This window comes from Rubneribacter badeniensis (assembly GCF_002899695.1).
Taxonomy (GTDB): Bacteria; Actinomycetota; Coriobacteriia; order Coriobacteriales; family Eggerthellaceae; genus Rubneribacter; species Rubneribacter badeniensis.
Window position 1 is genome coordinate 1 of the sequence record NZ_PPEL01000045.1, and the last position, 24,666, is coordinate 24,666.

Sequence of the window (24,666 nt, forward strand, 5' to 3'; positions counted from 1 at the left end):
CCCCGCCGTCGCGCTCCGACGTCGCGCCAAACCCCCGTCCCCGACGCCGCGCGCGTCCCCAAGCGCGCAAGCGCTCGGCGCGCGACGTGCCGCGGCCCGCCCGTCCCAACGCCGCGCGCGCCCCGAAGCGCGCCGATGCCGCGAAACCTCTCGTTTTTGGCCACGGAACCGCGTTCTGGCGCGAAAACCGTCGGCGCGTTCGCGACGATCCGTCGGCGACCTGGGGTTTCTTTGGCTAAAGCCTCCACAAGCGTCGAAATCGGAGGGAAAACGCCCCCCGCGCGTGCCAGAACGCGGTTTCGTGGCCAAAAATCTCCCCTCCTCCTGCATGGAAGATCCAAACGGAAGGAACCTGCCAGCGGCGTGAGGCTTAGCGCAATATCCCCGAACCTCATATTTCATGGCGACGGCCTCTTGGCACCGGGCATGCAGAGTGGAAAGCTTCGCCTCTGTTCCTCAAGGGGAGCGGGAGGTCTGCGTGGTATCATGGCCCCGGTGCTTCGCCGCCCCCGGGCAGCCCTGGAAGGGGGTGCCGCCTATGGACGCGCAGACGGTCATCGCGCTTTGCGCCGTGTTCTCTGTCGTTCTCGGGATGATCGGCCTGTCCCGCCGCAAGTAGCGGGGCGCGGCCCCGGATTCAAGGGGATGATGCGAACGGTATCCGAGCAAAAAGTAACCCCGCTAGCCCTCCAAAGCACGCGGGGTTAACCTAGCAAACGATGCTGCCCGGTTCGGCGGGGCACCGCTTGATCCGTATGATACCACACCCATTGTGGCATTGGCGTGACATTGGGTGCGCAGCGGGAAGGGGCGCCGCGTCAGCAACTTGAAATCTCTAGCGCAGGGAAGACCTCAACCGCCCCATCCCCTCACAACTTCTCCGCGCTCCTACCCCGCGTCCTGCGCCGGGCCCTAATACGCGTCTCCCTCCTTGCGCAGATAGTCTGCCAAGTACGGCACGGCGAAGGCAACCGACCCGCGCGAAGAAGCCTCCACGACGCCGGCGTCCATAAGGCGCTTGCGGTATTTCTGGGCGTAATCGGGCGTTACGTCCATACGCGCCGCTATATCGCGCATCCTGCTCACTTCTTCATCGCATGCCATAGCCCTGAGAAATTCAACGTCTTTGCCGGAGAGCGCCGCGAGCGTGGTCTTGCATACGTCGTTCTCGAAATCAGCTTGGGCGGCCCGGATGGCGCCCGCGACAACATCGGCGTCGACGAAGCCGTCGTCGGGCGTGCGCGTGGCAATGTTATGGCCGATGAGCTGCAGCAAATACGGCGACCCCTGCGTTGCCCGCGCAGCGCGAATGCGCAGGTCGTCCGATATGCGCAGCCCCGATTCTTCAAACGCGCGCAAGAAGAACGAATCGATGTCGCCAAGCGCGAGCGATCCAAGCTCCACCTTCCGGGCGCGGTTCAAAAATGTCAGCACGCGATCGTTGAGCGTGGCCGAAACCGCCCCCGGCAGCCCCGCCATGACAAGTGCAACGTTCAAGCCTTCACCCACAAGCTCCTGATAGGCTATGACCAGCTGGCGCACTTCAGGCGAATTCGCCTGCAATTCGTCAACAAGAATGAGGATGCCGCGATTTTGCCGAGTCAACTCGCGCGCAAGGTTCGTCAGCTGCAAGGAGAAACTACGCTGCTCGTTTTCGCCTTGGGCAAACTGCAAACCCGCCGAAAACCCCAACGCCCCAATACTTCCACCCGCTATGCGACGCTTGCGCTTCTTCAAACGGCTTTGGGCATTGTCGCGTATTTTCTCGATGATGCGCTCCAGCATGTATTCCGAAGCCACGGTGGGTGAAGCCACGACGAAGCCCGCTTCGGCGGCGCGGTCGGCAAGCTCCCAAAGCAACACCGTTTTGCCGCTGCCACGCTGCCCCAGCATAACGATCGCGCGATCCCTGCTTCCGGGCGCGCTGTCAAGCCCGGCCATGAAAGCGGCGAGCACCGCTTCGCGGCCGATGAGGCGCGAAGGTCTGTTTCCAAACGAAGGAGAGAAGATGGAGTCAGCGCGCATGGGGCATCCATTCTGTTTAAACGGAGATTGTCGACGAGCGTTTCATGGTAATTTGTCGCTTTCCTTTTTTTCCTATTCTTTCCTATTTTTTCCTATTCGTCAACGGTGCAGACAGCATCGTCACGCTCCACGCTCCTATACTGCGCCTGACGCTGCCATGACGCGCGCGACGACGCCATGCCGTGCCCGACGCTGCGCCCTTCCGCGCCCTCGCGGGAGGGGAGCGACCGCAGAACGCGCGAACGGATGCCCCGCATGCGATGCGGCAAACCCCCGTCCCAACGCCAGCAATTCCCTGCCCCGCCGTCGCGCTCCGACGCCGCGCTCCGACGTCGCGCCAAACCCCCGTCCCCGACGCCGCGCGCGTCCCGAAGCGCGCAAGTGCTCGGCGCGCGACGTGCCGCGGCCCGCCCATCCCAACGTCGCGCGCACCCCGAAGCGCGCCGATGCCGCGAAACCTCTCGTTTTTGGCCACGAAACCGCGTTCTGGCACGAAAACCGTGGGCGCGTTCGCGACGATCCGTCGGCGACCTGGGGTTTCTTTGGCTAAAGCCTCCACAAGCGTCGAAATCGGAGGGAAAACGCTCCCCGCGCGTGCCAGAACACGGTTTCGTGGCCAAAAATCGCCCCTCCTCCTGCATGGAGCAACGCAAAAGCCGCCGACGGCAACGCCTCCGGGAATCGAGGCCTCCGCAAGAGGGGAAAAGGGGCAAGGGAGGCGGCGCCGAGCACCATCGCATCGCGACAGAAGAATGCGCCAGCGACGCCACATCCCAACAAGAGCGCGCATCCGCGCCATCACGATGCGCGCACCAGATAACGCCCCTCGCGCAGAGCCCCTCGCGCCTTCACCTTCACCTTCGCCTTCGCAAGAGAGAGCAAAGTGAAGCGGGACAAAGAGAAAGACGAAAAGGCGAACGAATGGATGCCTCACGCGAAACATCCGTCGCGGCAAGCCTCCGGCACGCCGCCGACGCGGCGAGCAGCGGCTAGGGTGGTCATGCGCGCCCGTCCGGCGGCGCGGAAGAAAGACGCCACAAGGCGCAACAACGAACAGGCCCGCAGCGTGCGCTGCGGGCCTGCCGTCGCGCTCGGGACGAAACGCCCTTCCACCCCGACGCCTCCCAACGCCGCGCGAGGCGGGAGGGACGGCCCCTCCCGCCTCCGGAGGCGTTAGCCGTTCTGCGAACGGCGACGCGCCCACGCGACCGCGGCCGCAGCCCCAGCCGCGACCCCCGCTGCGCCGAGCGCGGCAACCGGGGCGGCATCGCCGGTCTTGGCGAGCGCGGCATCGCCGGACGTGCCCGCGCCGTCATCGGCCTTGAAGCCATCGTCCGCGCCGTCGCCCTCCTGGCCAGCGGGCTTCTCGGGATCGGCCGGATCGGTCGGATAAGCCGGGTCGTCCGCGCTCGCGCTGAACGCCTCCACTGCCGCGTTCAGCGCGTCCAGCGCCGCGTTTACCTCGTCCTGCGTGGTCGCGCTTGCAAGCGCCGCCCTCGCAGCGTCGATGGCGTCCTGCAGAGCCTTCCATGCCGCATCGGACTTGCCGTCTTGGGTCATGCTCGCAGCCTCGTCGATGGCCGTCTGCAAGTCGCTCGTATCGACGTCTCCCGGTTCGGGCGCGATAGGCACCTCAGGGCTTTCCTCGAAAGCTGCGAAGGCGGCATTGAGGGCGTCCACGGCCGCATCGACCGCGCCCTGGCTCTCGGGCGCGGCAAGCACGGCCTCAGCCTCGTCAATGGCGTTCTGGAACGTCGCCCATGCCTCGTCGGTCTTCTTGCCCTGCTCCACCTTATTCATGGCCTCGATGAGCGACGCGAGCTCGGCGGTGTCGATCTCGACGGGAACCTCGACGTCGGGGCTGTTCTTGAAAGCCTCCACAGCGGAGTTGAGCGCTTCGACGGCGGCATTCACGGCTTCCTGGCTCTCGGCAGTTTCAAGCGCGGTCTGGGCCATGCCAATGGCGGCCTTCAGCGCGGCGAAGGCCTCATCGGTCTTTTTGCCCTGCTCGATGACGCTCGCCTTGGCGATGGCATCCGCAAGCGCCTCGGTGTCCACCTCAACAACAGGCGGCTCGGGGTCGGGCACAGGCTCGCCGGGAGCAAGCGTTTCTGTGTCGATGGTCATGGCATACGTGATGTCCATGTCCATTTTGCCGCCAACGTGCAGACCCACCTCGATGGGCTCGTCGATGGACGGCACGTTGATGGTGTAGGTCTGGTTTTCAGCCTGCTTGATGGCCTGGCCGTTGTAGGTCATGTCGCCGATGGCGTCGTTGTATTCGCCGCCGAAGTACACAACCACGTCGTAGGTGCCGTTTTCGTTGTAGGTCACCTTAACGCTGTTGCCGAAATACTTGCCCACCATCTGGTTGATGATAACGTCGCCGCCAACGTAATCGCCCGTGCCCGCGAGCGACACGGTGGCATCGTACACCTGCCCGGCTTCCATGCCGTGCGCCTCGCCCGGTTCGGGCTCGGGGTCGGCTGCCTTTTCGAGCGTGTCCCAATCGATGGCGATAAGCGCATCCACATCGCCGGCCATCGGCGCGCCGTTTATGTACATGTTAAGCACGGAATAGCCGCTCTCGATTTCCTGTTCGGAAAGCGTATAGCGGATGGTGGAAGGCTGCTCGGCGGTTCCGTCCACAACATCCACGAACAGCGGGGCACCTTCGCCCGTGACCTTGTTGTAATCGACCTCATCGACCTTGTAGCTGGGGTAATGCTTCACCTGGTACGCATAGCCCGTGATGGTGTCGGTGTACTTGACGGGCTTGAGATCGAACATGAGTGAATACACGCCGTCCTCCACCGCGATGGTGGCCGGATTGCCCAACGCGTCGTTCATCATGGAATCTTGCAGAATGTAATCGCAGTTTTTCGCGGCGATGGTGGCGGTGTAAGTGCCGTCCTCAAGCGCCGTGTGATCGAGTGCGGGCGCAGTGGGCAGCGTGGACGTGTCCAGCGTGATTTCGGCAGCGGTGTTCCATCCGAGGCCGAAGTTGAACTCGAACTTGATGGTGTCCGAGGTCAGGCTTTCCACCGGGAAAGTGATGGTCTTAGTGGCATCGTCCTGCGCGTATTCGCCCGCATAGGCACCGTCCTTGAAGATGAACTTCACGGGACTCGCGTTAGCCTGCGACTTCTTCACCGTGATTTCGTATTTCTCGCCATCCCACACCACGGTGGCCGGAGCGGTGACGTCCATGTAAGATTGCAGGTTGGCATTGTAGGTGGCCTTGACCTCATACTCCTTGCCGATTTCCATTGCGTAGCCATCCGGCGTCTTCTCTTGCGCCTTGGCCTCGACGGCGGCAGGAGCGGCCTCAGCCCCCTCCTGGGCGAGAGCTACAGACGGGCACATGCCGCCGACCAGCGTCACCGCGAGCATCGCCGCCGCTCCGCGCTTGGCGAAGGCGAACTTCTGGCGATTGGTTGCCATAGGGTTTCCTCTCTTTCGATCCCTCGTGCGAGGGCATGGGGTTTTCACGTGGTTCGGGGCGCACACCCCGAAGGCGCCCCGGCGGGCAGATGCCGCCGGGGCTTTCAGTCAAACGGCTTAGCCGTTAGGCGTTCCTGCGACGCAGGAACGCGGCCACAGCAGCGATGAGCGCCGAGAGCGCGCCAGCCGCGCCGACGGCAGCCACGGGGGCCACATCGCCGGTCTTGGACATGACATTCTGACCGCCGGCAGCGTTGTTGCCGTTGTCTGCAGCATTGCCATTGCCGCCGGTGGCACCGTTGCCCTTGCCGTCATTGTCGGAGCCGCCGGTGGTGTCGCCGGGCTCATCCGTGCCGTCATCCGGATTGTCCGTATCGGTCGGGTCGGTGGGCTCGTCGGGATCAACCGGCTCGTCCGGGTCGGGGGTGGGCTCAGGCTCCGGCTCGGGATCGGGATCCGGGCCGGGGTCGGGCGTGCTGGCCTCGGTCACCGTGACGGTGGCTTCGCCGCTCGCGACGCTGGCCGCGTTCTCGGCGGTGCCCACCGTGTTGGTAATCACCACGTAGTAGGTGTGCTCGCCCACTTCGCTCGTATCGGGCGTGTACACGGAGGTGGTGGCACCTTCGATGGCCACGCCGTCTTTGTACCACTGGTAGGTGAGCGTGCCGCCGTCCTCCGTGGAGGCGTCCACGGAAAGCGTGACCGTGCTGCCCTGCTCCACCACGGTGGAAACAAGGCTGGACGAAATGACCGGGGCGGTTGCCGCCGCGTACACCGTCACCGTGGCAGTGCTGGTGGTGGCGGTAGCGGAAGCACCGTCTTTGGTGGCCGTGACCACACAGTGGTAAGTATGCTCGCCGAGCTCGACGGGCGTGAAGGACACATCAGTGGCACCTTCGATGGCAACGTCGTCCATGTACCACTGGTAGGTCAGTGCGGCACCGTCGCTGGCCTGTGCGCCAACGGTAAGCGTCTCGCCGCCGTCGATGGACGTGATGGCCTCGGTGGGCAAATCGCCCGTGATGACGGGAACTTCCACGGAGCCCAACGTGGTGCCGGCGGTCAGCCACGTGGCATCGCGCACCTCGACGCGCAGCACGGAGCCGTCCGCGGGCACAGTCCACGCGCAGGCGTTCGTGGCACTCCAATCCTGCAGCACGGCTTCGGAGCCATCGACGTTGGTTTGGATGAAGCGGAACGACTTCTCGCCTTCCACGCCGCCCACGACTTCGGCCGTCACGGTGGCGGTGGCACCAGGCGTGGTGGCAACGTCGCTGGTCAGCTCAACGCCAAGTTCGGTGTAATCCTTGAGATAGCTGTCAGCGATGCCGATGGACGCAAGCGCCTGCTTCGCCGTTTCGTAGCCCGTAGTGCCGGGAATGGCATACACCGTGATGTCGCTGGGGCTGGACACGCGCGGAAGGCTCAGGCTGGACACATCGGCGCCCACAACCAGAATCTTGGGCGCGGTCCAGCTGGACAGGCCAACCGTGGTCATGCCGGAGCCGATGTAAACCGTCTCGGCGGCATTGCCGATGTTCAGGCCGTCGCTGAACGTGCCGTTGTTGCCGCCGCGAATGACCAGGTGCTTCGGAGCGCCCATCATGAACGCGCCGTCGATCGTCTCGATGCGGTTGCCGAAGTCGATCACTTCCACATTGCCCGCCGGGAAGGCGTTACTGTAAACGAACACCGGGCCCTCGCCCTCGAACACGACTTCCTTCAGGGCGTTGCAGCCGTTGAACGCGCCGGTGTAAAGGCCCTTGATGCTTTCGGGCAGCACCACGCGCTCAAGGTTGGCCAGGTTGCGAACGGCCTGGTTATCGATGTATTCGGTGCCATCGGCAATTTCAAGTTCGGTGGCCTCGATGGTAGGCAGCGCAAGAAGCAGGTGCTTGCCGGAATACAGAGGCTTGCCGTAGTAGTCCGTCGCGCCCTCTTCGTAGGTCACGTTGCCGTACAGCACGTTGTCCTGCGCAGAGTACACCGGGTTGTTCTCGGACACCGTGATTTCCGCAAGGTTGTTGCAACCCGTGAAGATGGAGTCGAAGCCGCTTTGCAAGCCCGCGCCGATGTGCACCTTCACGAGCGCGTTGTTGTTGGTGAACGCGCTGTCACCGATGCTGGTAACCGTGTCAGGCAGAATGACCTCGAATAGCGGCACGCCAAGGCCGAACGCCTGGGCGCCGATGGATTCAAGACGGTCGCCGAAGTCGATGTCGGTCAACGCGGCGCACGAATAGAACGAGCTGCCGCCGATGGACTTCGTGCCGCCCAGGTCCACGAAGGTAATCTGCGGGTTGTTGCTGAAGCCGTAGCCGCCAATGGTCTCCATGGTGCTGGGCAGGATGATTTCGCCCTTCAACTGCACGCACCCGGTGAACGCGTTGTCGGAAACGGTGGTCAGACCTTCGGGGAACGAGAGGCTGGAAACCGAACCGCCCTCGAAGGCGGCGAAATCGATGACTTCCGTGCCCGCCGGGATGTCGTAGTGGCCCGCCACGCCGTTCGTGTAGGTGATGAGCGTCTTGCCGTCCTTGCTGAACAGCACGCCATCTTTCACTGAGCAGTTGGCCTCGGGATCGCACGTGAACTCGGTGATGCCCGTGGAATAGCGGAACAGCGCGGCGAATGCGTTGGCCGGGACGTTCTTCCCGATGTGCACCTTTGTCAGGCTGGGCATCTGGCTGAACGCGCCGGAGCCCACGCTGGTTACGCTGTCGGAAATGGTGAGTTCCGAAATGCCCGTGCCCGCGAAGGCGGAAGAGCCCACGTGCTGCACGTGGCTCAAATCCACGTCCGTGATCTTGGTGCCCCAAAAGGCGCTGTCGCCGATGTGGGTGAGCGTTTCGGGGAAGTTGCCGTCGGAAATCCAGGTGCCGGTGAAGGCGCCATTGCCCACGCTTTCAAGCCCGGACGGCCAACCCTTCGCATCCGCACGGCCTTCGACGTTGGTCAGGTTGATCTCGCCGATGCCGGTGTTTCCGAACGCGCCGTCGCCGATGGACGTGACCTGGTCGGACATGGTCACGGTGCTGAAGCGCGAGCAGTAATTCACCGCGTTGGTGGGAATCTCGGTCAGGCCGCCGAAGTCGACTTTCTCGATGTAGGTGGACGCGAAGCAGGCCTCGCCCATCTTCTTGAGCGATTGCGGGAAGGCGATCTCCGTGAAGGTGTCGCTCGTGTCGGCGAACACCTCGCGACCGATTTCCTCCAATTGCGCCGTACCGTCGTCGATGCCCTCGAAGATGACGCTCTTCAGAGCCTGCGCCTGACGGAACGCGTAGTCGCCGATCTTTTTGACGCTCTTGGGGACAACGACCGTCTGAACGGGCGTGGCCTGGAATGCCTCGGCGCCAATCTCCACGACGTTGTTCGGAATGTCCACGTAGGTGCTGTTGCCCTTGTAGTACAGCAGCACGCCTTCGTCGTCGATTTCAAACTCGTCGTAGTTGGCGGGGCGCACCTGCACGTTCGTCTCGGCGAAATGCCGCTTGCCGCTTTCGGTGGTCAGCGTGGCCTTCACGGTCACATCGCCAATGTTGTCGCCCGCGGAAATCACAGCCTTGGCAGCATCGTCCTCGCTGGCGGCCACGGTGGCAATGCTTTCGTCGGAACTGGTCCATTCGATGGTGCAGCCCTCGTATTCGGGCGCGACGATGGCCGCAATCTCAAGCGTCTCGTTGGGAGCCACCGAAACGTTTTCCTGCGACATGATGATGCCTGTGTCGGCAGACACGTTGGCAACCGTCACGGTGGCGGTGGCGGCGATTTCAGGGTTTGAAACGGACGCGGCGGTGATGGTCGCCGCACCCACGCCCACGCCCGTCAGCGTACCGTCCTCGTCCACCTTCACCACGTTCTCGTCGCTGGAAGCCCAGGTGACGGCCTTGTCCGTGGCATCCTCCGGCACAACGGTTGCGGAAATCGAGCCAACCTGACCGGGCGCCAGCGAAACCTCCTCGGCGCTCAGCGTGATGCCCGTGGCATCGACCGGGGTGACAACGGCGCTTGCCGCAGCCGAGCCGTTCTGACCGTAGTCCCATGCGTAGAGCGAAACGGTGTTGGGAATGTCGCCCAACTGGCCGCCCACCTGCGCGTTCACATCGTCCCAAGCCTGCTTGATATCGGCGATCTTCACCTCGAAGTGGTAGGTGCGCATGCCGTCCTCGCCCACCTCAGGGTCGGATTCGGGATTGACGCGCAGGAAGTAACCGCTGCCTGCAGGATCGTTGAACTGAACCGAGCCGAGGAAGCTTTCATCCTTCACATCGAAGGACATGACGCGCTCGTCGCCTTCGCCCGCGTATTCGATGTTGCTGATTTCAGGGGCGGTGGTGTCGTAGTAGAACGATACCGTTTCCTCCTGGGTGTCCTGCGTACCCGCAATGGTGGCCGTGCGCGTGAGGGTGTACGTGCCGTCAGGCAACTGCTTGCCGCTTTGATCCACGCCCTGGAACACGGGCTGAACGTTCATGAAGGCCTCGGCCCAGGTGACGGTGCCTTGGCTCTGGTAGTAGTACGACTTACGCACCGCGTCGGAGCTGTACTCCAGCACCGTTTCGCCCGCGGCGTTCTTGTACGTCCACTTCATGTTGTCGGCGTTGCGCAACATGCCGGTGAGCGGCGTGAGCTGGTTCGGAGACGTGCTGAAGCCCTTGTTGGACACGACCATCTTGTCGCGATCCACCACGGAGTAATCGCCCATCATGAAGCGGTCCATCGCGTCGGTGGAGAGCGTGTTCAGGCCCAGCGCGTAGCCGTTGGCATCGGCTTCCACCGTGCCGTAGATGTGGTAATCGCCGGCGAAGTTGGTGCTGCCCTCTTCATCGGTGGGCTCTTCGGGCACGAGCGAGCCGTCGAACACGGGCACGGCGCCCCAGTCGCCGTAGAAGCCCATGAACGGCACGGACAGGTCAACGCCGCCCTCGTCGCCCTCGACGGCCTTGAACAGGGCGAAGCCATCCACGAACGTGCCGTTGGGGGTGTTCGCGGAAGCCCAGGTTTTGAAGACGTCCTCGCAGGTGATGCTCACAGTGACGCTGGCGGTGCCGTTGGCGGGCACGGTCACGGTGTCGCCGGACAGGCCGCTGTAGGACACGCTGATGCCCTTGCCCGTCCAATTCTCGGAGGACTGCTGCATCAGGCCGTCGGCCACCTTTTCGGAAAGCGCGGCGGTGTCGAGCGTGTAGGAGTGTTCAGTCGCGCCGGTGTTGTGCAGCGTGACGGTGAAACTCCACTGACCGTTCGCGCTATCGCCCAGGTCGGCCTTCGGACGCGAGGCCTCCTCGGCGCCTTCCACCGTGGCGTAGACCTCGGTGGAGGTGGCGGCGGGCACGTTCGCTATGCCAGCGCCCTGGTGGCGCGGCGAGACGTAGGAATCGCCGTCGGCCACGGGCTTGGCCGTGCTCATAAGCAGCTGCGTGACGATATCGCCCTTTTCGGCATCGGAGAGCGCGGAGAACTTGGCGTCTTCGTCAACGTACTGGCGCACCTGCGCGGCAATGCCCGTCATCTGCGGCGTCGCCATGGACGTGCCGGACATGTAGGCGTACTGGCCGTCCAGAACCGAAGAGTACACGTTACCGCCCGGAGCCATGATTTCGGGCTTCAACTTGAGGTCGGGCGTGACGCCCCAACTGGAGAAGTCGGAGGAATTGTAGTCCTTCGAGGCTTCCATCAGCTTGGAGTGATCCACGGTGACGGTGGGGTTCTCCTGCGCGAGCAGGGCTTCGCCGGCCTCCTGGCTGATGGTGAGCGCGGGAACCCACAGGTTCACGTCCGACGCGCCGTTGCTCAAGTCGCCGGGCTCGTTGTTGTAGATGATGACGGCAGCGACGCTGCTCTGGAAACTCCAGATGTTGGACACCTTCTGGCCCAGTTTCAGTTCGGAGCCATCGGACGTGCCGCGCTTCACCAGCACGAACGTCTTGGACCAATCCTGATCGGGGTACTTGGTGGCAAGGCTTGCGGCATCAGCCTCGGTGCCGTAACCGCCGTCCACAACGGAGTATTCGCCGTTGGCAACCTTGTCCTTGAAGCTTTGCACGGTGGCGCCGCTATTGCTTTGCAATTCGTAATAGGGAATCTGCGTGCCGTCGCTCGAGGCGATGTAGGCGCGCTTGGCAGACACGTCTGCCGAGGCCACGGCGAAAGCATCGCCCATGGCAGCCGGCGAGGAAATCATGGAACTGTCGGGGTCGGTGGCGTAGGGCAGGTTGGAGCCCGATTGGTTGCCCAGCGCCGAGGAGTAGGCGTTGCCCGCAGCCGCATTCAGCGTGACGCCCGCCGCTTCAAGCGTGGCGAAGGCGTCCGCGTAGGTGTCGGAAGCGCCGCCTTCGGCGAAACTGGCATCCAGACCGAACGACATGTTCACGGCATCGACGCCAAGAGCCATCACGTCATCGAGAGCGGCGATGATGGCCGAATCGGGCAGCGAGCCGTTGCTATCGGCCGCAATCTTCATGAAGGCAATCTGCGCGTCGGGCGCGGTGCCGCGAATTTCGCCGCCGTTGGCCGCGGCGATGCCGGCCACGTGCGTGCCGTGCTCGCCCGCCGTGGCGCTGGGGTTCACGTCGTTGTCGCCGTCCACGTAGTCGTAGGCAAAGGGAATCTTCTCGCTCACGTAGGCGCCCACACCTACTTCGCTGATGACATCGTTGGCTTCTGCTTCGGTGAGCGCGACGGCTTCATCGTTCAAATCGCCGGAGAAGGCTTCGTGATCGGTGTCCAGGCCGGAGTCGATGATGGCCACAAGTTGGCCTTCGCCGGTTTGCTCGACCTCGTTCGCGCCGGTCATCACCAGCGCGTCTTCGTTAGCGACGCCGCCTTCGGAATCTTGGGTTTCGGGTATGGAATACTGGGTTTCGATGAAGGCGTTCTTCACGCCGTCGAGGGCTTTGATATCATTGAGGATCGCGGCCGGGGCTTTGATGGCGAAGCCATCAATGACGTGGTAGTAGTCGTGCAGTTCCTGCACGGGGTCGTCAGCGACGGAGAACAGGGTGGCACCGTTCTCGTCGGCCTCGGTCGCCAGTTCGCGAACCTTGTCTTTGAAGTAGGTGTGGCGATCTTGCTTCGCCGTTCCGAAAATGCTGCTGAGAAGCGTGGTGCCCTGGCTGCCGCCCTCCTCGAGCTGGACGATGATGGTGACGTTGCCCTCTGCGTCAACGTCGGCGATAGGGTCGGTTAGCAGCACCCCCCCCCCTGCTGAATTTTCGTCCGTCTCCCCGGCCGCCACGCTGCCGATCAGCGCGTTCGGGTCGGGGGCTTCGGCATCGGCCTCGCTGGCCGCGCAGAACGCCTCGCCGGCCGCCTCCGCCACTCCATCGGACGTCGCGTCCGTCGATGCGGTCTGCGCCTGTTCGGCCTTCAGCAGCTCGTCGACGACGTTCTGCTCCGAGCGCGGCGTGCCCGAGCCGATGGAGGGCTCGTCGGCAAGCGCGGTCGTCGGCAGCATGAGCGTGCTGGCGAGCGTGAACGCCATGCCGCCGCGCAGAACGCCGTGCAGCCTGCTCGGCTGGGAGGCGCCCTTGCGCTTCCGTTCGTTCTCCGAACTCAAACCGTTCCCCTTTCTCTCTCGCTTCGTTGTCTGCTTGGCGACGCTCCTGCGCCGCTTGCGCGCCGCAGCCGACCGTCGCGCGAAATCGCGCAACCGCCATCGGGCGCAGACGCATGAGGGAACGCCAAGATGTTATCCATAGATAACATCGCGCGAAATTATAGCCATCCCGCCCTTGCGCGGAAAGGACAACCCGTTGTCTTAATGTTAGCTTATGGTTATTTTCACAGTTTCTTCATGTTTCGACATGAAGAATATGGATGATTTGTCGTGCGAAGCAGTTTTCTCCTTGCATGCGATTGCGGCGATCGGGCGGCCTGGTCGCGTCGATCGGGCGACTTGACCGCTGCAGCTGGCGATTTGGTCGCTGCGATCGGGCAGCCCAGTATCGGCAGCTGAGCGGCTTGGTGTCAGCGACCTGGCGGTCTGACCGCTTCCAACGAGCAGCTTGGTTGCTTCAGTCGGGCGACTTGACCGCGACGATCGTGCGGGCTAGGAGCGCGTTTGCCCCGAACGCCGCAACCGCACGACCCGAACGCGCCCGCGCACGACCTCGCCACGCAACGCTGCACCCATGCACGGCCTCGCCCTCGCCTTCCCCTCTGCCTCTCGCCTCTCCCACTCCTCGGAACGCCACAGCATACGAGAACCCTTCTGCGCTCTCGTCGCGTTCGATCGACGCCGTACAGACGAAACGCAAAGCCCTCTAGCAGATACAGGAGCGATCGCCCATACACCCAAAGGCTTCGCGAATCCACTCGCCCATGTTGCAGAATCTTCCTTTTTTGGCCACGAAACCGCGCTCTGGCACGAAAGCTATCCTCCTCCGCTCCAAAAGGTCGCTCGCTCATGGCAAAAGCCCAGGTCGGCAGATTCGACAAAGCAGATACGCCTCCAAAACGAGCCCGCTCCGTGCCAGAACGCGGTTTCGTGGCCAAAAAGTGGGCCCGTCTCTGTCAAACCAAGATTGCTATAGGCCAGATCGGCCCCGCCGCGCGCGGACCGCCCAGACGCCTTTGAAGCCCCCGCTCCGTCAGGCGGGGCCTTTCGGGGCGCCCGACCGGAGGGGTCCGGCTCGGAACTAGAAGAGCACGGGTTCGCGTCAATCCCGGTTTAGCAGAGACAAGGGCCCTTTCGCTGTTCGGCAAGGCCGACATGCCGCAGCCCTCGACGCGAAAAGGGCACTTTGCCTAGCAGCACGGCTTTTGAAACCGCAAGACGCCCCGATGCTGCAGCAACGGGACGCAAGCCGTCTGCGAAAATCGGCTCTATGCCAATGGGCGCTTTAGCAACGGGAGATAGCCCCCTGTCAAACCGCTGGTAACGCAAGCCCGGTTCGCCGGATCCCGAGCCGAGCTTATCCCGGTCGGGCGCTTCGGAAGCCCCCCCCCCCCCGCGCCGCTCGTCCCGTACCGCTCAACGAGCGGGATCCCCCCCCCAAGCATCAGCAAGACCCCGCTCGGCGGGCCGCCCCGGCCTCTGCCAATCCAGAGCCAACAGAGTGCTTCCCCTCCCTGCAGTTCGGTCGGAATCAATATGACCCAGCTCATCCGGTTCGCCCCCCAATGCCCTTCGCACGCCGTCTGCGGGCACCCTCCGCGCACCGCTTCCAAGCGTCCCGCACTGCCCCCTCCGACGCCACTGTCGCCCGAAAGGCACGGTTTCGGGCGAAAAACCGTGCCTTTCGGGCGACACAAGCTTCTTGCAAAAAACGCGTGCGGGGCGCGCACCGCCCCGCACGCGCCGCATCACACCTCGTTGACCAGCTTGAACACCCGCTCCTTCTCCCCTTTCAGGAAGTGGACGATGTTCTCGCAGCTCAAACGCTCCAAGTCCTCGATGGCCGTCGTCGAGTAGAACGCCGAGTGCGGCGTGATGATCACGTTGTCGCGCCCCACGAGCGGGTGGTTCGCCAAATCGGGCGTCTCGTCGTACAGCACGTCGGCGCCGAACGCGCGCAGCTTGTCCGCGTCGAGCGCGGCCACAAGCGCCGCCTCGTCCACGCACAGGCCGCGTCCCAGGTTGATGAAGAGGGGCCGGCGCGCCATCGCGGCGAACGCCGCCTCGTCGAAGTAGCGCGCGTTCTCCTCGGTCAGGCACATATGGTTCACGATGATGTCGGACTGTGCCAACAGCTCGCCCTTCGTCACGCGCGTCACGCCGCGCTCGGAAAACTCCGCGTCCTCCACGTACGGGTCGCACGCGATCACGCGCTTCACCAAACCCGACGCCTTCTCGGCCGTGCATTTGCCGATCTTGCCGAATCCGACGATGCCCAGGCACTGATCCTCAAGGCGCGGCCACTGCGGAGCGGCGGCGTAGTCCCACTTGCAACGCTCGTCGATCTCGCGCTGGTAGAACTTGAGGTGCTTGTTGAGCGCGAACATGTACGCGATGGCGCTCTCCGACACGTCCCAGGTGCAGTACTCGCCCACCGGGCACACTCCGATGCCCCGCCGCGTGGCCTCGTCCAGATCAACCTGGTCGAAACCGGTGGAGTTCAGCGACACCACCTTGAGCTTCGGCGCGTGGTCCATCACCTCGGCGTCCACCGTGACGAACGCCGTGAGCAGCGCGTCGGCGTCGGCGAGGCGGGCGTAGAACCCGTCGCGGTCGGCTTCGTCGTACTCGTACACCTCCACCTCGACGTCCGCGCCGAGGCCCGCCCGCAGCGTTTCGATCTCCAACGCGTGATCGGGCATCATGGAGTCGGGATGATCGCAGATCAAAACCTTCATGAGCATCTCCTATTCGCTCGCATCCGAAAACGGGGCAAAGGTTGAGGGCGAGGGGGCATATCGGGAGGGGGCAAGCGTCATATCGGGGCGCAAACTCCGAAAGAGGAAAACCGAAAGCAGAAAGCAGAAGTCGGAGAGCGGACGGCACCCCCTCCCTTCGCACCCCTCCCACACGCGCGTCCTGTTCGCAAGGCCGCCGCGCAGACGGACGGGACGCATCCTCCCGCACGCGGAAAACGTCGCCGCATTCCCAACATGAACTGCGCGCATTCCCGACGGGGTGCCTTCCCACGCGCGGCAGACGTCGCTGCATACGCTTAGGTTTATGCGAGCAGGGAATGATGGGCGCGTCCTCCCGCACGTGACAGGCATCGCCCTCTCGCCCTCCCGGCTGCGCCTCCCCGGCCCTCCCCGCCCCGCGCCTCAAAGGCCCTCCCGACCGAACTCGCAGTCGGGAGGGCGAGGCGGCCGCCCGGAGCCTCAAGCGCCGCGGGCGGCCGTATTCGCGCTACGGACGCTCGATGGGCTGCGTGAGGCAGTGGGGGCCGCCGCCCGCATGCAGGATTTGGTCGAGCGGCACGTCGATGACGTCGATGCCGAGCACGCGCATCTTGTCGTTGATGTGCTTGTTCTTTTCGATGGCGACGACCTTGCCGTCGCCGATGCACTGCACGTTGCAGCCGTGCTTGTACATGTCCTCGCTGTCCACGGGGATCAGCTCGAAGTTGCGGCGGCGAAGCATCTGCAGGAAGTTGTACGGCAGCTGGTCGATACAGGCCAGCGCCACCTGCGGGGCCACGATGTTGAATATCATGTCGAGGTGCAGGTTGTCCGGCGGGCACGGCACGCCCACCACGGTGTAGCCGTATTTCTGCAGCTGGTCGCGCAGGTTGTCCACGCCGGCCTGGTCGGTGCGGTCCACCTGGCCGAACGCGAGCGTGTGCTCGTCGATCATCCAGAAGTCGCCGCCCTCCATGCAGCCGGCGTTCACGCGGGCCACGATGGGCACGCCCATCTCCTTCAATTTCTCCTCGTAGGCCACGGCCTCCACCTGGCGCACCGGGTGACGGAAGTGGCCGATCACGGCACCTTCCTTGATCATGCAGCCGTAGTCGCGGGCGAAGGTCATCACCTCGAACTCGGGGCGCGCCTCCACCTCCACGACCTCGATGCCGTTGGCTTTGTAGGCGTCCACGAGCATCTGCCACTCGGACACCATGACCTCGTTCTTCTCCTTATCGCCCTTCTTCATCCACTCGGCGGTGATCACGTTGATGCCGTTGAACTTGTAGTAGCGCGGCGAGCACATCATCACCTTCTTGAGCGGGTTGGTGGCATTCGACACGTACACCTTCTCTTCTTCAGCCATGGGAGCTTCCTTTCTCTAGTATGGCCTTCAATTGCTTACACGCAGGTCGTTCGGACCTTAAATCATCACCAGCACCGCCAAGAACACGCAGCAGCAGACAAAGAGGATGCCGACGATGGGCACGGCCTTCTTCACCCAGTCGCCGTAGCTCATGTGCGCGGCGGCGGTGCATGTCATCACCACGATGGAGCACGGGGTGATCATCTTCGCCAAGCCAAGCGCCATCAGGTAGATGATGACCATGATGTACACATCCACGCCCGCGAACTGGGACAACGTGCCCATGATGCCCATGGTGGCGGCGGCAAGGCCGGTGGACGAGGGAATCAGGCAGGCGATCAGGAAGTAGCACACCAGCGCCACGATGACGAACGCCACGGGTGGAAGCGAGGCCAGCGCGCCCTCGCAAGCATGCAGGATGGACGGGGTAATCTGGCCGTTGTCCATGACAACCTGGATGCCTCGCGCCAGCGGCACGACGAACGCGGTGGGAACCAGGCCGGCAGCGCCTTTGAGGATGATGTCGATGGTCTCATCGGCGCTGTAGCGCATGACCACGCCGATGAGGATGACCATGACGAGCGTGATCATCGACAGCTCGGGGAAGTACCAGTTGCCGAACGCCGTCATGTCGGTGCCCAGGATGTTGCACACGATGGGCGTAGCTGCCACCCAGGCCACGAAGTCCTCGAAGAACGTCCAATCGGGGTTGAGCGACGTCCACGGCGTCAGGCCGATGATCATGAACACGAACGTGAGGATGAACAGAGCCAGCGCGCCCTTCTGACGACCCGAGAGGGTAAGGTCTCCGTCGTCGGCCGCGGGGAATTCCTTCAAGTCCTGCTCGCGACGGAAGAACTGGATGGACTTCTCCGGGTGCGCCTTGATCCTGTCCGCGTAGCGACAGATGAGGAAAATCACAATGGCGTCGAAGATGATGAACATCGCCACGCGCTCCAGCATACCCTCGCCGGGCGAGATGCCCGCGATGCCGGACGCGATGCCCGTGGAAAACGGGTTGATAATGGACGACAGGCAGCCGATCTGGGTGCCGAACACCACGATCATGATGGCCGTCACGGTATCGAGCCCCAAGGCCAGGATAACCGGGACGAACATCAGGAAGTACACGATGCCTTCCTCGTAGGCGCCTTCCAACGTGCCGAAGAACGACATGATGACAACCAGGATGGCGATGAGCAGATGCATGTTGTTCTGGTTGGCGTTGGTGATGCGCTTGATGGCGGTTTTCAGCGCGCACGTGCGATCCATCATCTCAAGCAGGCTGCCGAACAGCAGGATGGTGAGCGAGATGGAAATCGCGCCGCTTACCGTGCCGCCGCCCAGCATGCCCGTGATGGGCGCCATGAAGATGTCCCACAGGCCTTGCGGGTTGGACTCCACGGTGTGGTACGTGCCCGCAATGGCATCGCCGCCTTCGGTCAAATCGTACGCGCCGCCCGGAACAACCCAGGTCAGAAGCGCAATCAGAGCGATGATGGCGAACAGTATCACGTACGTGTTCGGCATCTTGAACTTTTTCTTCTCGTTCTTTTCCGCTTCCACTTTTTCAGCCATGGAAGCCCCCTTCTCTCATGGGTCGCAAAGCCCTCCCTCATGCCTTGCGATCGACGGACAGAATGGATGAACCGGATTGGAGGGCGCGCTCAGCCAAGCCCCAAGGCCGAAAGCCCCTTGGGCTGCTACGAGACGCAAGCGCACCCTTCCCCGGAAACGCGCGAGAACGGGCGGCCGCCCCCCCCCCCGGCAAGGCCGCGCTCCGGCAGCGCGACTCGCCGGGTTTGGCGGCATCCCCGCTTCCTACACGCACGGGATGTACAGGTTGCCCAGCGTGGCGGCCATGATGGCCTTGATGGTGTGCATGCGGTTCTCGGCCTGCTCGAACTGGCGACCGCGGTCGCAGTAGAACACGTCGTCGGTGACCTCCATGGCCTCGATGCCGTGCTTGTCCTTGATGTCGGCCGCGTAATCCGTCTCGGCGTTGTGGAAGGCCGGCAGGCAGTGCAGGAATATCCAGTCGGGATTCTCGATATGGCTCACGAGCTCGGCGTTCACCTGGTAGGGCGACATGAGGCGCACGCGCTCGGCGAACTGGGACTCCTCGCCCATGGCCGCCCACACGTTCGTGTACACGGCGTCGGCGTGCCTGACAGCCTCGACGGGGTCGTTCGTCACCGTGATGGTAGCGCCGCTCTTGGCAGCAAAGGCCTGGGCCACCTCCACGATGGCCGGATCCGGCTCAAGCTCGGCCGGCGTGGCGTTCACGTAGTTCACGCCCAGGATGGCGCTCGTGATCATGAGGGAGTTCTGCACGTTGTTGCGACCCTGCCCGCAGTAGGCCAGCGTCAGGCCCTCGAGCGTGCCGAAGTTCTCCTTCATGGTCATGAAGTCGGCCAGCATCTGCGTGGGGTGCTCCTTGTCGGTGAGGCCGTTCCACACCGGCACGCCGCTGTACTTCGCAAGATCCTCCACGTGCTCCTGCTTGAAGCCGCGGAACTCGATGCCGTCGAACATGCTGCCCAGCACGAGCGCCGTGTCGCGCACCGTTTCCTTCTTGCCCAGCTGGATGTCGTTCTTGCCCAGGTACTCGGGATGCGCGCCCAGGTCGATGCACGCCGTGGTGAAAGCGGCGCGCGTGCGGGTGGACGTCTTCTCGAACAGAAGCGCGATGTTCTTGCCCGCGAGGTAATGATGCTCGATGTTCTGCCTCTTCATCTCCTTGAGGTGCTCGGCGAACCCGATGAGGTACATCAGCTCGTCTTTGGTGTAGTCCCTCGTGGAGAGGAGGCTGCGCCCCTGGAATATGGACTCGGTCATGTGCAACTCCTTTCTCTTGTGCAGCGCCGGTCCAACGAGCGTCCCGGCGCGTGTCGCGGGGACAAGCCCCGCTCCCGGTTTGGACTAAACATGCCAGAGGGCATGTTTACCCTTCCGAATCGATGCCCCTTGCATCCCCGCCCCGACGGCCGCCGCGCTCGAAAGCGCCGCCTCTCTCGGCAGGTCGGGCACGAACGCATCATACGCAGCGCCGCCGAGCGGTCCTCTAGACGAGCGGACAAAACCACCGCAACCCGCTTTGTCCGCTCGAACAAGCGCCCACGCGCAGCGGGAACTTAGGATGGGGCAAGGCTGGCAGAGAGCGAAAACGGGGGTTCGGACATGGTTCTCTCACCCATCGACTACGTCATCATCGCGCTGTACTTCATCGCCATCGTGGCCATCGGCTTCGCCGCCGCGCGGCTTTCCAAGACGCAGGAGGACTACCTCGTGGCCGGCAGACGGCTCTCGTTTCCCCTGTTTTTCGGCTGCATGGCGGCGCTCACGCTGGGTGGGGGCTCCACGATCGGCAGCGCGGAGCTTGGCTACGAGCACGGGCTCGGCGGCATCTGGCTCAACCTGAGCATCGGTCTGGGCTTGGTGCTCGCGGGGTTTCTGGTGACGAGCAAGCTGTCCCGCTTGCGCGCCCTCAGCGTGAACGAGGTGGTGGAGAAAAGCTACGGGCCCACGGCGCGCGTGTTCAGCTCCGTCCTCACGCTCGTCTACACGCTCACGCTCAGCGTGGTGCAGGTCATCTCCATCGGCACCATCATCAACGGGGTCGTCGGCCTCGACCCCACGCTGTCGATGGTCGCAGGCGGGGGCATCGTCATCCTGTACACGTTCGTCGGCGGCATGTGGTCGGTCACTATGACCGACATCGTGCAGTTCGTTGTGAAGACGGTGGGCATCCTCATCCTCGCCCCCATCTTCTGCATCTCGGCTGCGGGCGGGTGGGACGCGCTCATGGCGCAGGTGCCCGAGTCGTTCTTGTCGGTGGGCAGCATGGGGTTCGACAAGAGCTTCTCCTACGTGGTGCTGTACGTGCCGGGGCTCATCATCGGACAGGACATCTGGCAGCGCATCTTCACCGCCAAAAACGAGAAGGTGTCGAAGCGGGGCACCATCGGCGCGGGCATCTACAGCATCCTGTACGCGCTGGCCACCGTCGTCATCGGCATGAGCGTGGCCGTGCTGCTGCCCCACCTCGACGATCCGCAGAACGCGTTCGTGGTAGGCGTGTCCACGTTCCTTCCGGTGGGCGTGCGCGGCCTCGTGCTGGCGGCGGCCATGGCGGCCACCATGTCGGTGTCGAGCGGCACCATCCTGGCCTCGTCCACCATCCTTTACAACGACCTGTACGCACGCTTTGCGAAAAAGCGCCTCAAGCTGGGCGAAGTCGCCGTCACGCGACTGTTCGCCCTGCTCATCGGCGTGGTGGTGATGATCTGCTCGCTGTGGATCAACGACGTGCTCGTCGGCATCGACATCTGCTACGGCTACCTGTCGGGCTGCGTGTTCGTGCCGCTCGTGGCCAGCTTCGTGCTCAAGCGCTTCAGCCCCCATGCGGGCCTGTACGCGCTCGGCGCAAGCGCCGTCGTCGTCACCGCGTGCTTCCTCGTCGTGGGCACGTCCAGCTCCGTCCCCATCGTGGCGGGCATGGCGACGGGCCTGGCGGTGTACGCGGCGGCGAACCTTTTCAGCAAGCAGAAAACGCCTTCCCCGTTTCACTGAGACCGAGGCGAAAGGTCAGGGGCATCACCTCGCTCCGCAGATCATCGCACATGGCCACTTCGCCTCGCTGCGAAATGCGGCATCGTCCCATCCTTCGTCTCGTCGGCACTGGATCGCAGTTGGCATGACCGGATAACGTGGCAGAATCCACCTCTTGCATGGAGCCTTCCTCTGCGACTCGGCCCTCACGCGACCGGCCCTTTGCGATAAAAGGACGGGGATAATGGCACGCTGGCAGGCGCGCTTTTGTCGGCACCGGCAAAAGCGCTCCTCGCATGTGGCAAGAAATGACCGAACTCGGAAACTCTCGCGTCAACGCACGCGACCGGGAGCGCGCCGCTCAAGCGTATGCCCAGGTGGCGAGACTTCGCTTTCGCAGATCGCGTGCTCCGAGGACGCCCGGTTTTCCGAATTCGGTCATTTCTTGCCACGCGGGCGTCGATCCGGAGCTTTCATGCCCCTCCCTCTCGCCGATCCAGCTTGCCGAAAGCGTTCGTCGCATCGAACGGGTGCCGCAGCACGATGGCGAAGAGCACGCCGCTGGAAAGTCGACCGCTCGAGAGGAGCGGAAAGGGAAACGGTCGAACGAGCGGAAAGGGCGCCTCCGCTCACCCTATCGCGAGGTCGGGCAGGAACACGAGGCTGAGCAGGTTCACGAGCGCTTTGTCGTCTTCGCGTGCAATGCCGAGGACGGCCTTCATCTTGCGCATGCGGTAGCGCACGGTGTTGGGATGCTGGTGCAGCTCGTCGGCGACCGCCTTCACGTCGCCGTGCCGGCCGACAAGCGCCTCGGCCGTGCGAACGAGCTCGGTGCCGTGCCCCTCATCGTAGGCGGCCAGCTTCGAGCGGTGCAACTCGCTTGCGCTCATGAACAGGCGATCGTGCCTCGCGGCGATCGCGAAGGAAGCCAAATGCAGATCGGCCCATCGCACCAGGCGCCGCCCCTGCCGCTGCGCGCTGGCGACGGCGGCAAGCGCCTGCCGGATGGCGAGATCGCCGTCGCTCAGATGCATCGTCTCGCTCGCGCCGCCGTACAGGCCGGCCTCCTGAGCAGCCACGGCCAGACAGCGCTCTTCGGCGGCCGACCGCTCCTCCTCGTTTGCCGACGAGTAGGACACGAACGCCAGGATGTGCTCGCGATAGCGGCACACTCCGACCGACTCAATGGCAGGGAACTCCTTTCTCAGACCCCCCCCCCCCGCCATCGCAAGGGACACCGAATCGAGCATGGCGTAGAAAGAGCACGTATCGCCCGCGCGCAGGGCGAACGCGAAGCATTGCAGCTTCGACCCCGTCACGCCGACGAGGGAGCTCAGCCGCATGCGCACGCGGTCGCCATCGTGAGCGACCATCAGCTCGTCGAGCGCCCTTCCCTTGTCGAGCTCGTCTCGATCACGCTGGATGAGGGCAAGCGACTGATACGCCACCGTCTCGTGGTAGGCGCCGTCGTACAGGTAAAGCGGCACGCCGCACGCTTCGCTGGCCGCGCGCACGGCATCGCTGATGGGAGGCTCGTACACGGTTTTGATGGCGATGGCGGCGACGTCGCGGCGCATCATGGCCAAAAGCGACTTCTCCGCGAGGTCGGGATTGCCGTACGCGAAACCCAGGTTCGTGAGGATGAGCTCGCCCGGCTTGTACACGCTGTACTCGTTGTAGTCGGGCGGGCAGTCGAGGATGCCCACGTTGCGCACCTCGCGACGCTCAGCGCCTTCGCACGGGGCGATCGGCTCCACGCGCGTGAACGCCGGCAACGCGATGATGTCCGCGACGGTAACCATGGCCCCTCCGTCCTTTGATGCACCCGACCCGCGCATCATACCCCATCGCGCATGTTCGGAAAAGACCGCGCCGTTCAAAAGCACCGCGAGGGTCGCAAAACGGCGAACCGCATGAGACGCGCCCCACGCGCCGCCCCAGCCCCAACCTGCGCGCTACCCCTCGGCCTCCGGCATCTTCGCCAGCAGGACGAAGCCCAGCACGAACAGCGCGGCGATGGACAGCACGCCCACCGACGAATTCCCCGTCAGCTGCGTGAACACGCTCACCAGAAACGTGCCCATGACGGCGGCGTACTTGCCGAAGATGTCGAAGAAGCCGTAGTACTCGTTGGCGCGATCCTTCGGGATGAGCTTGCCGAACTCGCTGCGCGAAAGCGCCTGGATGCCGCCTTGGAACAGCCCCACGCACACGGCCAGCACCCAGAACTCCACGGCCGAGCGCAGGAAGAACGCCGCGAACAGCGTGATGCACAGATACGCGCCGATGGCCACGAGCAGCATGCGCTTCGTGCCGAACCGTCCGGCCAGCCGCCCGTAGGCGATGGCCGATGGGAACGCCACGAACTGCGTCACCAGCAGCGCCAAAACGAGCTGCGTGGAGTCTATCCCCAGATCGGTGCCGTAGCTCGTGGACATCTTGATGATGGTGTGCACGCCGTCGATGTAGCAGAAGAACGCCAGCATGAACAGGCGCAGCCGCCGATCGCGCCAGATGCGCCCCAACGTGCGCGCCAGTTCGGAGAACGTGTCGCGCACCAGATGGGCGGTGCGCTGCCGATAGTGCGTCTGCCGCACGTTGCGCAGAAGCGGGATGCTGAACGCCACCCACCACACGGCCGTGATCAGAAACGCGATCTTCATCCCCACGTCCATGGGCACGCCCACGCTCGGCCCGCCCAGCACCACGGCCAAGCACGCGATGAACGGCACGCACGAGCCGATGTAGCCCCAAGCGTAGCCCTGCGACGACACCTCGTCGTAGCGCTCTTCGTCGGTCGTATCCACCAAAAACGCGTCGTAGAACACCATCGAGCCGTTCAGCATGATGGACGCCACCACGTAGATGATCAGAAACGCGAGCGCCGTCGAGGGGATGCCGAGTGCGGCCAGCGCCACGGCGCCCGTGCCCACGGTGCCCACGAAGAACTTCTTCTTGTTGCCCTTGAGGTCGGCGAG

Annotated in this window: 10 protein-coding genes; 1 reads left to right on the forward strand and 9 read right to left on the reverse strand. The window is 63.8% G+C overall.

Translation table 11 applies throughout. From position 1 onward, the window contains the following. Positions 1-912 precede the first annotated feature (912 nt). From C2L80_RS08145 to argF, 7 genes are all read right to left on the reverse strand, one after another. The gene (locus C2L80_RS08145; protein WP_087195433.1) at positions 913-2,025 is read right to left on the reverse strand and encodes an ATP-binding protein; all 1,113 of its coding nucleotides are present in this window, start codon (positions 2,023-2,025) and stop codon (positions 913-915) included. Positions 2,026-3,198: 1,173 nt separating this feature from the next. After that, a complete protein-coding gene (locus tag C2L80_RS08150; protein WP_087195417.1) occupies positions 3,199-5,469 on the reverse strand; it encodes an NEAT domain-containing protein in 2,271 nt (756 codons plus the stop codon). A 124-nt stretch (positions 5,470-5,593) separates the two neighbouring features. Further along, positions 5,594-13,030, reverse strand: a complete 7,437-nt coding sequence (locus C2L80_RS08155) for a leucine-rich repeat protein (RefSeq protein WP_103262994.1) — start codon at positions 13,028-13,030, stop codon at positions 5,594-5,596. Positions 13,031-14,778: 1,748 nt separating this feature from the next. Next, on the reverse strand, positions 14,779-15,768 hold the full coding sequence (locus C2L80_RS08160; protein WP_087195419.1) for an NAD(P)-dependent oxidoreductase: 990 nt from the start codon (positions 15,766-15,768) through the stop codon (positions 14,779-14,781). Positions 15,769-16,276: 508 nt separating this feature from the next. After that, positions 16,277-17,137: a dimethylarginine dimethylaminohydrolase family protein gene (locus C2L80_RS08165; RefSeq protein WP_087195420.1), complete on the reverse strand. Its 861-nt coding sequence runs from the start codon at positions 17,135-17,137 to the stop codon at positions 16,277-16,279. Positions 17,138-17,194: 57 nt separating this feature from the next. Then, positions 17,195-18,715, reverse strand: coding sequence for a YfcC family protein (locus tag C2L80_RS08170; protein WP_087195421.1), 1,521 nt, complete (start codon positions 18,713-18,715; stop codon positions 17,195-17,197). A 243-nt stretch (positions 18,716-18,958) separates the two neighbouring features. Further along, positions 18,959-19,975 (reverse strand): ornithine carbamoyltransferase, encoded by a 1,017-nt coding sequence (argF, locus tag C2L80_RS08175; RefSeq protein WP_087195422.1) that lies wholly within the window; start codon positions 19,973-19,975, stop codon positions 18,959-18,961. A gap of 342 nt (positions 19,976-20,317) precedes the next feature. On the opposite strand from argF, the gene C2L80_RS08180 reads away from it, so the two are divergent. Next, the gene (locus tag C2L80_RS08180; protein WP_087195423.1) at positions 20,318-21,709 is read left to right on the forward strand and encodes a sodium:solute symporter family protein; all 1,392 of its coding nucleotides are present in this window, start codon (positions 20,318-20,320) and stop codon (positions 21,707-21,709) included. A gap of 608 nt (positions 21,710-22,317) precedes the next feature. On the opposite strand, the gene C2L80_RS08185 is transcribed toward C2L80_RS08180, so the two are convergent. Together C2L80_RS08185 and C2L80_RS08190 are read right to left on the reverse strand one after the other, a co-directional pair. Next, the gene (locus C2L80_RS08185) at positions 22,318-23,490 is read right to left on the reverse strand and encodes a helix-turn-helix domain-containing protein (RefSeq protein ID WP_239938832.1); all 1,173 of its coding nucleotides are present in this window, start codon (positions 23,488-23,490) and stop codon (positions 22,318-22,320) included. A 153-nt stretch (positions 23,491-23,643) separates the two neighbouring features. Beyond that, positions 23,644-24,666, reverse strand: a 1,023-nt coding sequence (locus C2L80_RS08190; protein ID WP_103262995.1) for an MFS transporter, incomplete at its 5' end; no start/stop codon positions are given.

Bases quoted from the DNA above. Each gene is read 5' to 3' on its own strand.
- C2L80_RS08170 (WP_087195421.1), bottom strand. From the start codon at position 18,715: ATGGCTGAAAAAGTGGAAGCGGAAAAGAACGAGAAGAAAAAGTTCAAG.
- C2L80_RS08150 (WP_087195417.1), bottom strand. From the start codon at position 5,469: ATGGCAACCAATCGCCAGAAGTTCGCCTTCGCCAAGCGCGGAGCGGCG.
- C2L80_RS08160 (WP_087195419.1), bottom strand. From the start codon at position 15,768: ATGAAGGTTTTGATCTGCGATCATCCCGACTCCATGATGCCCGATCAC.
- C2L80_RS08180 (WP_087195423.1), top strand. From the start codon at position 20,318: ATGGTTCTCTCACCCATCGACTACGTCATCATCGCGCTGTACTTCATC.
- argF (WP_087195422.1), bottom strand. From the start codon at position 19,975: ATGACCGAGTCCATATTCCAGGGGCGCAGCCTCCTCTCCACGAGGGAC.
- C2L80_RS08145 (WP_087195433.1), bottom strand. From the start codon at position 2,025: ATGCGCGCTGACTCCATCTTCTCTCCTTCGTTTGGAAACAGACCTTCG.
- C2L80_RS08165 (WP_087195420.1), bottom strand. From the start codon at position 17,137: ATGGCTGAAGAAGAGAAGGTGTACGTGTCGAATGCCACCAACCCGCTC.
- C2L80_RS08185 (WP_239938832.1), bottom strand. From the start codon at position 23,490: ATGGTTACCGTCGCGGACATCATCGCGTTGCCGGCGTTCACGCGCGTG.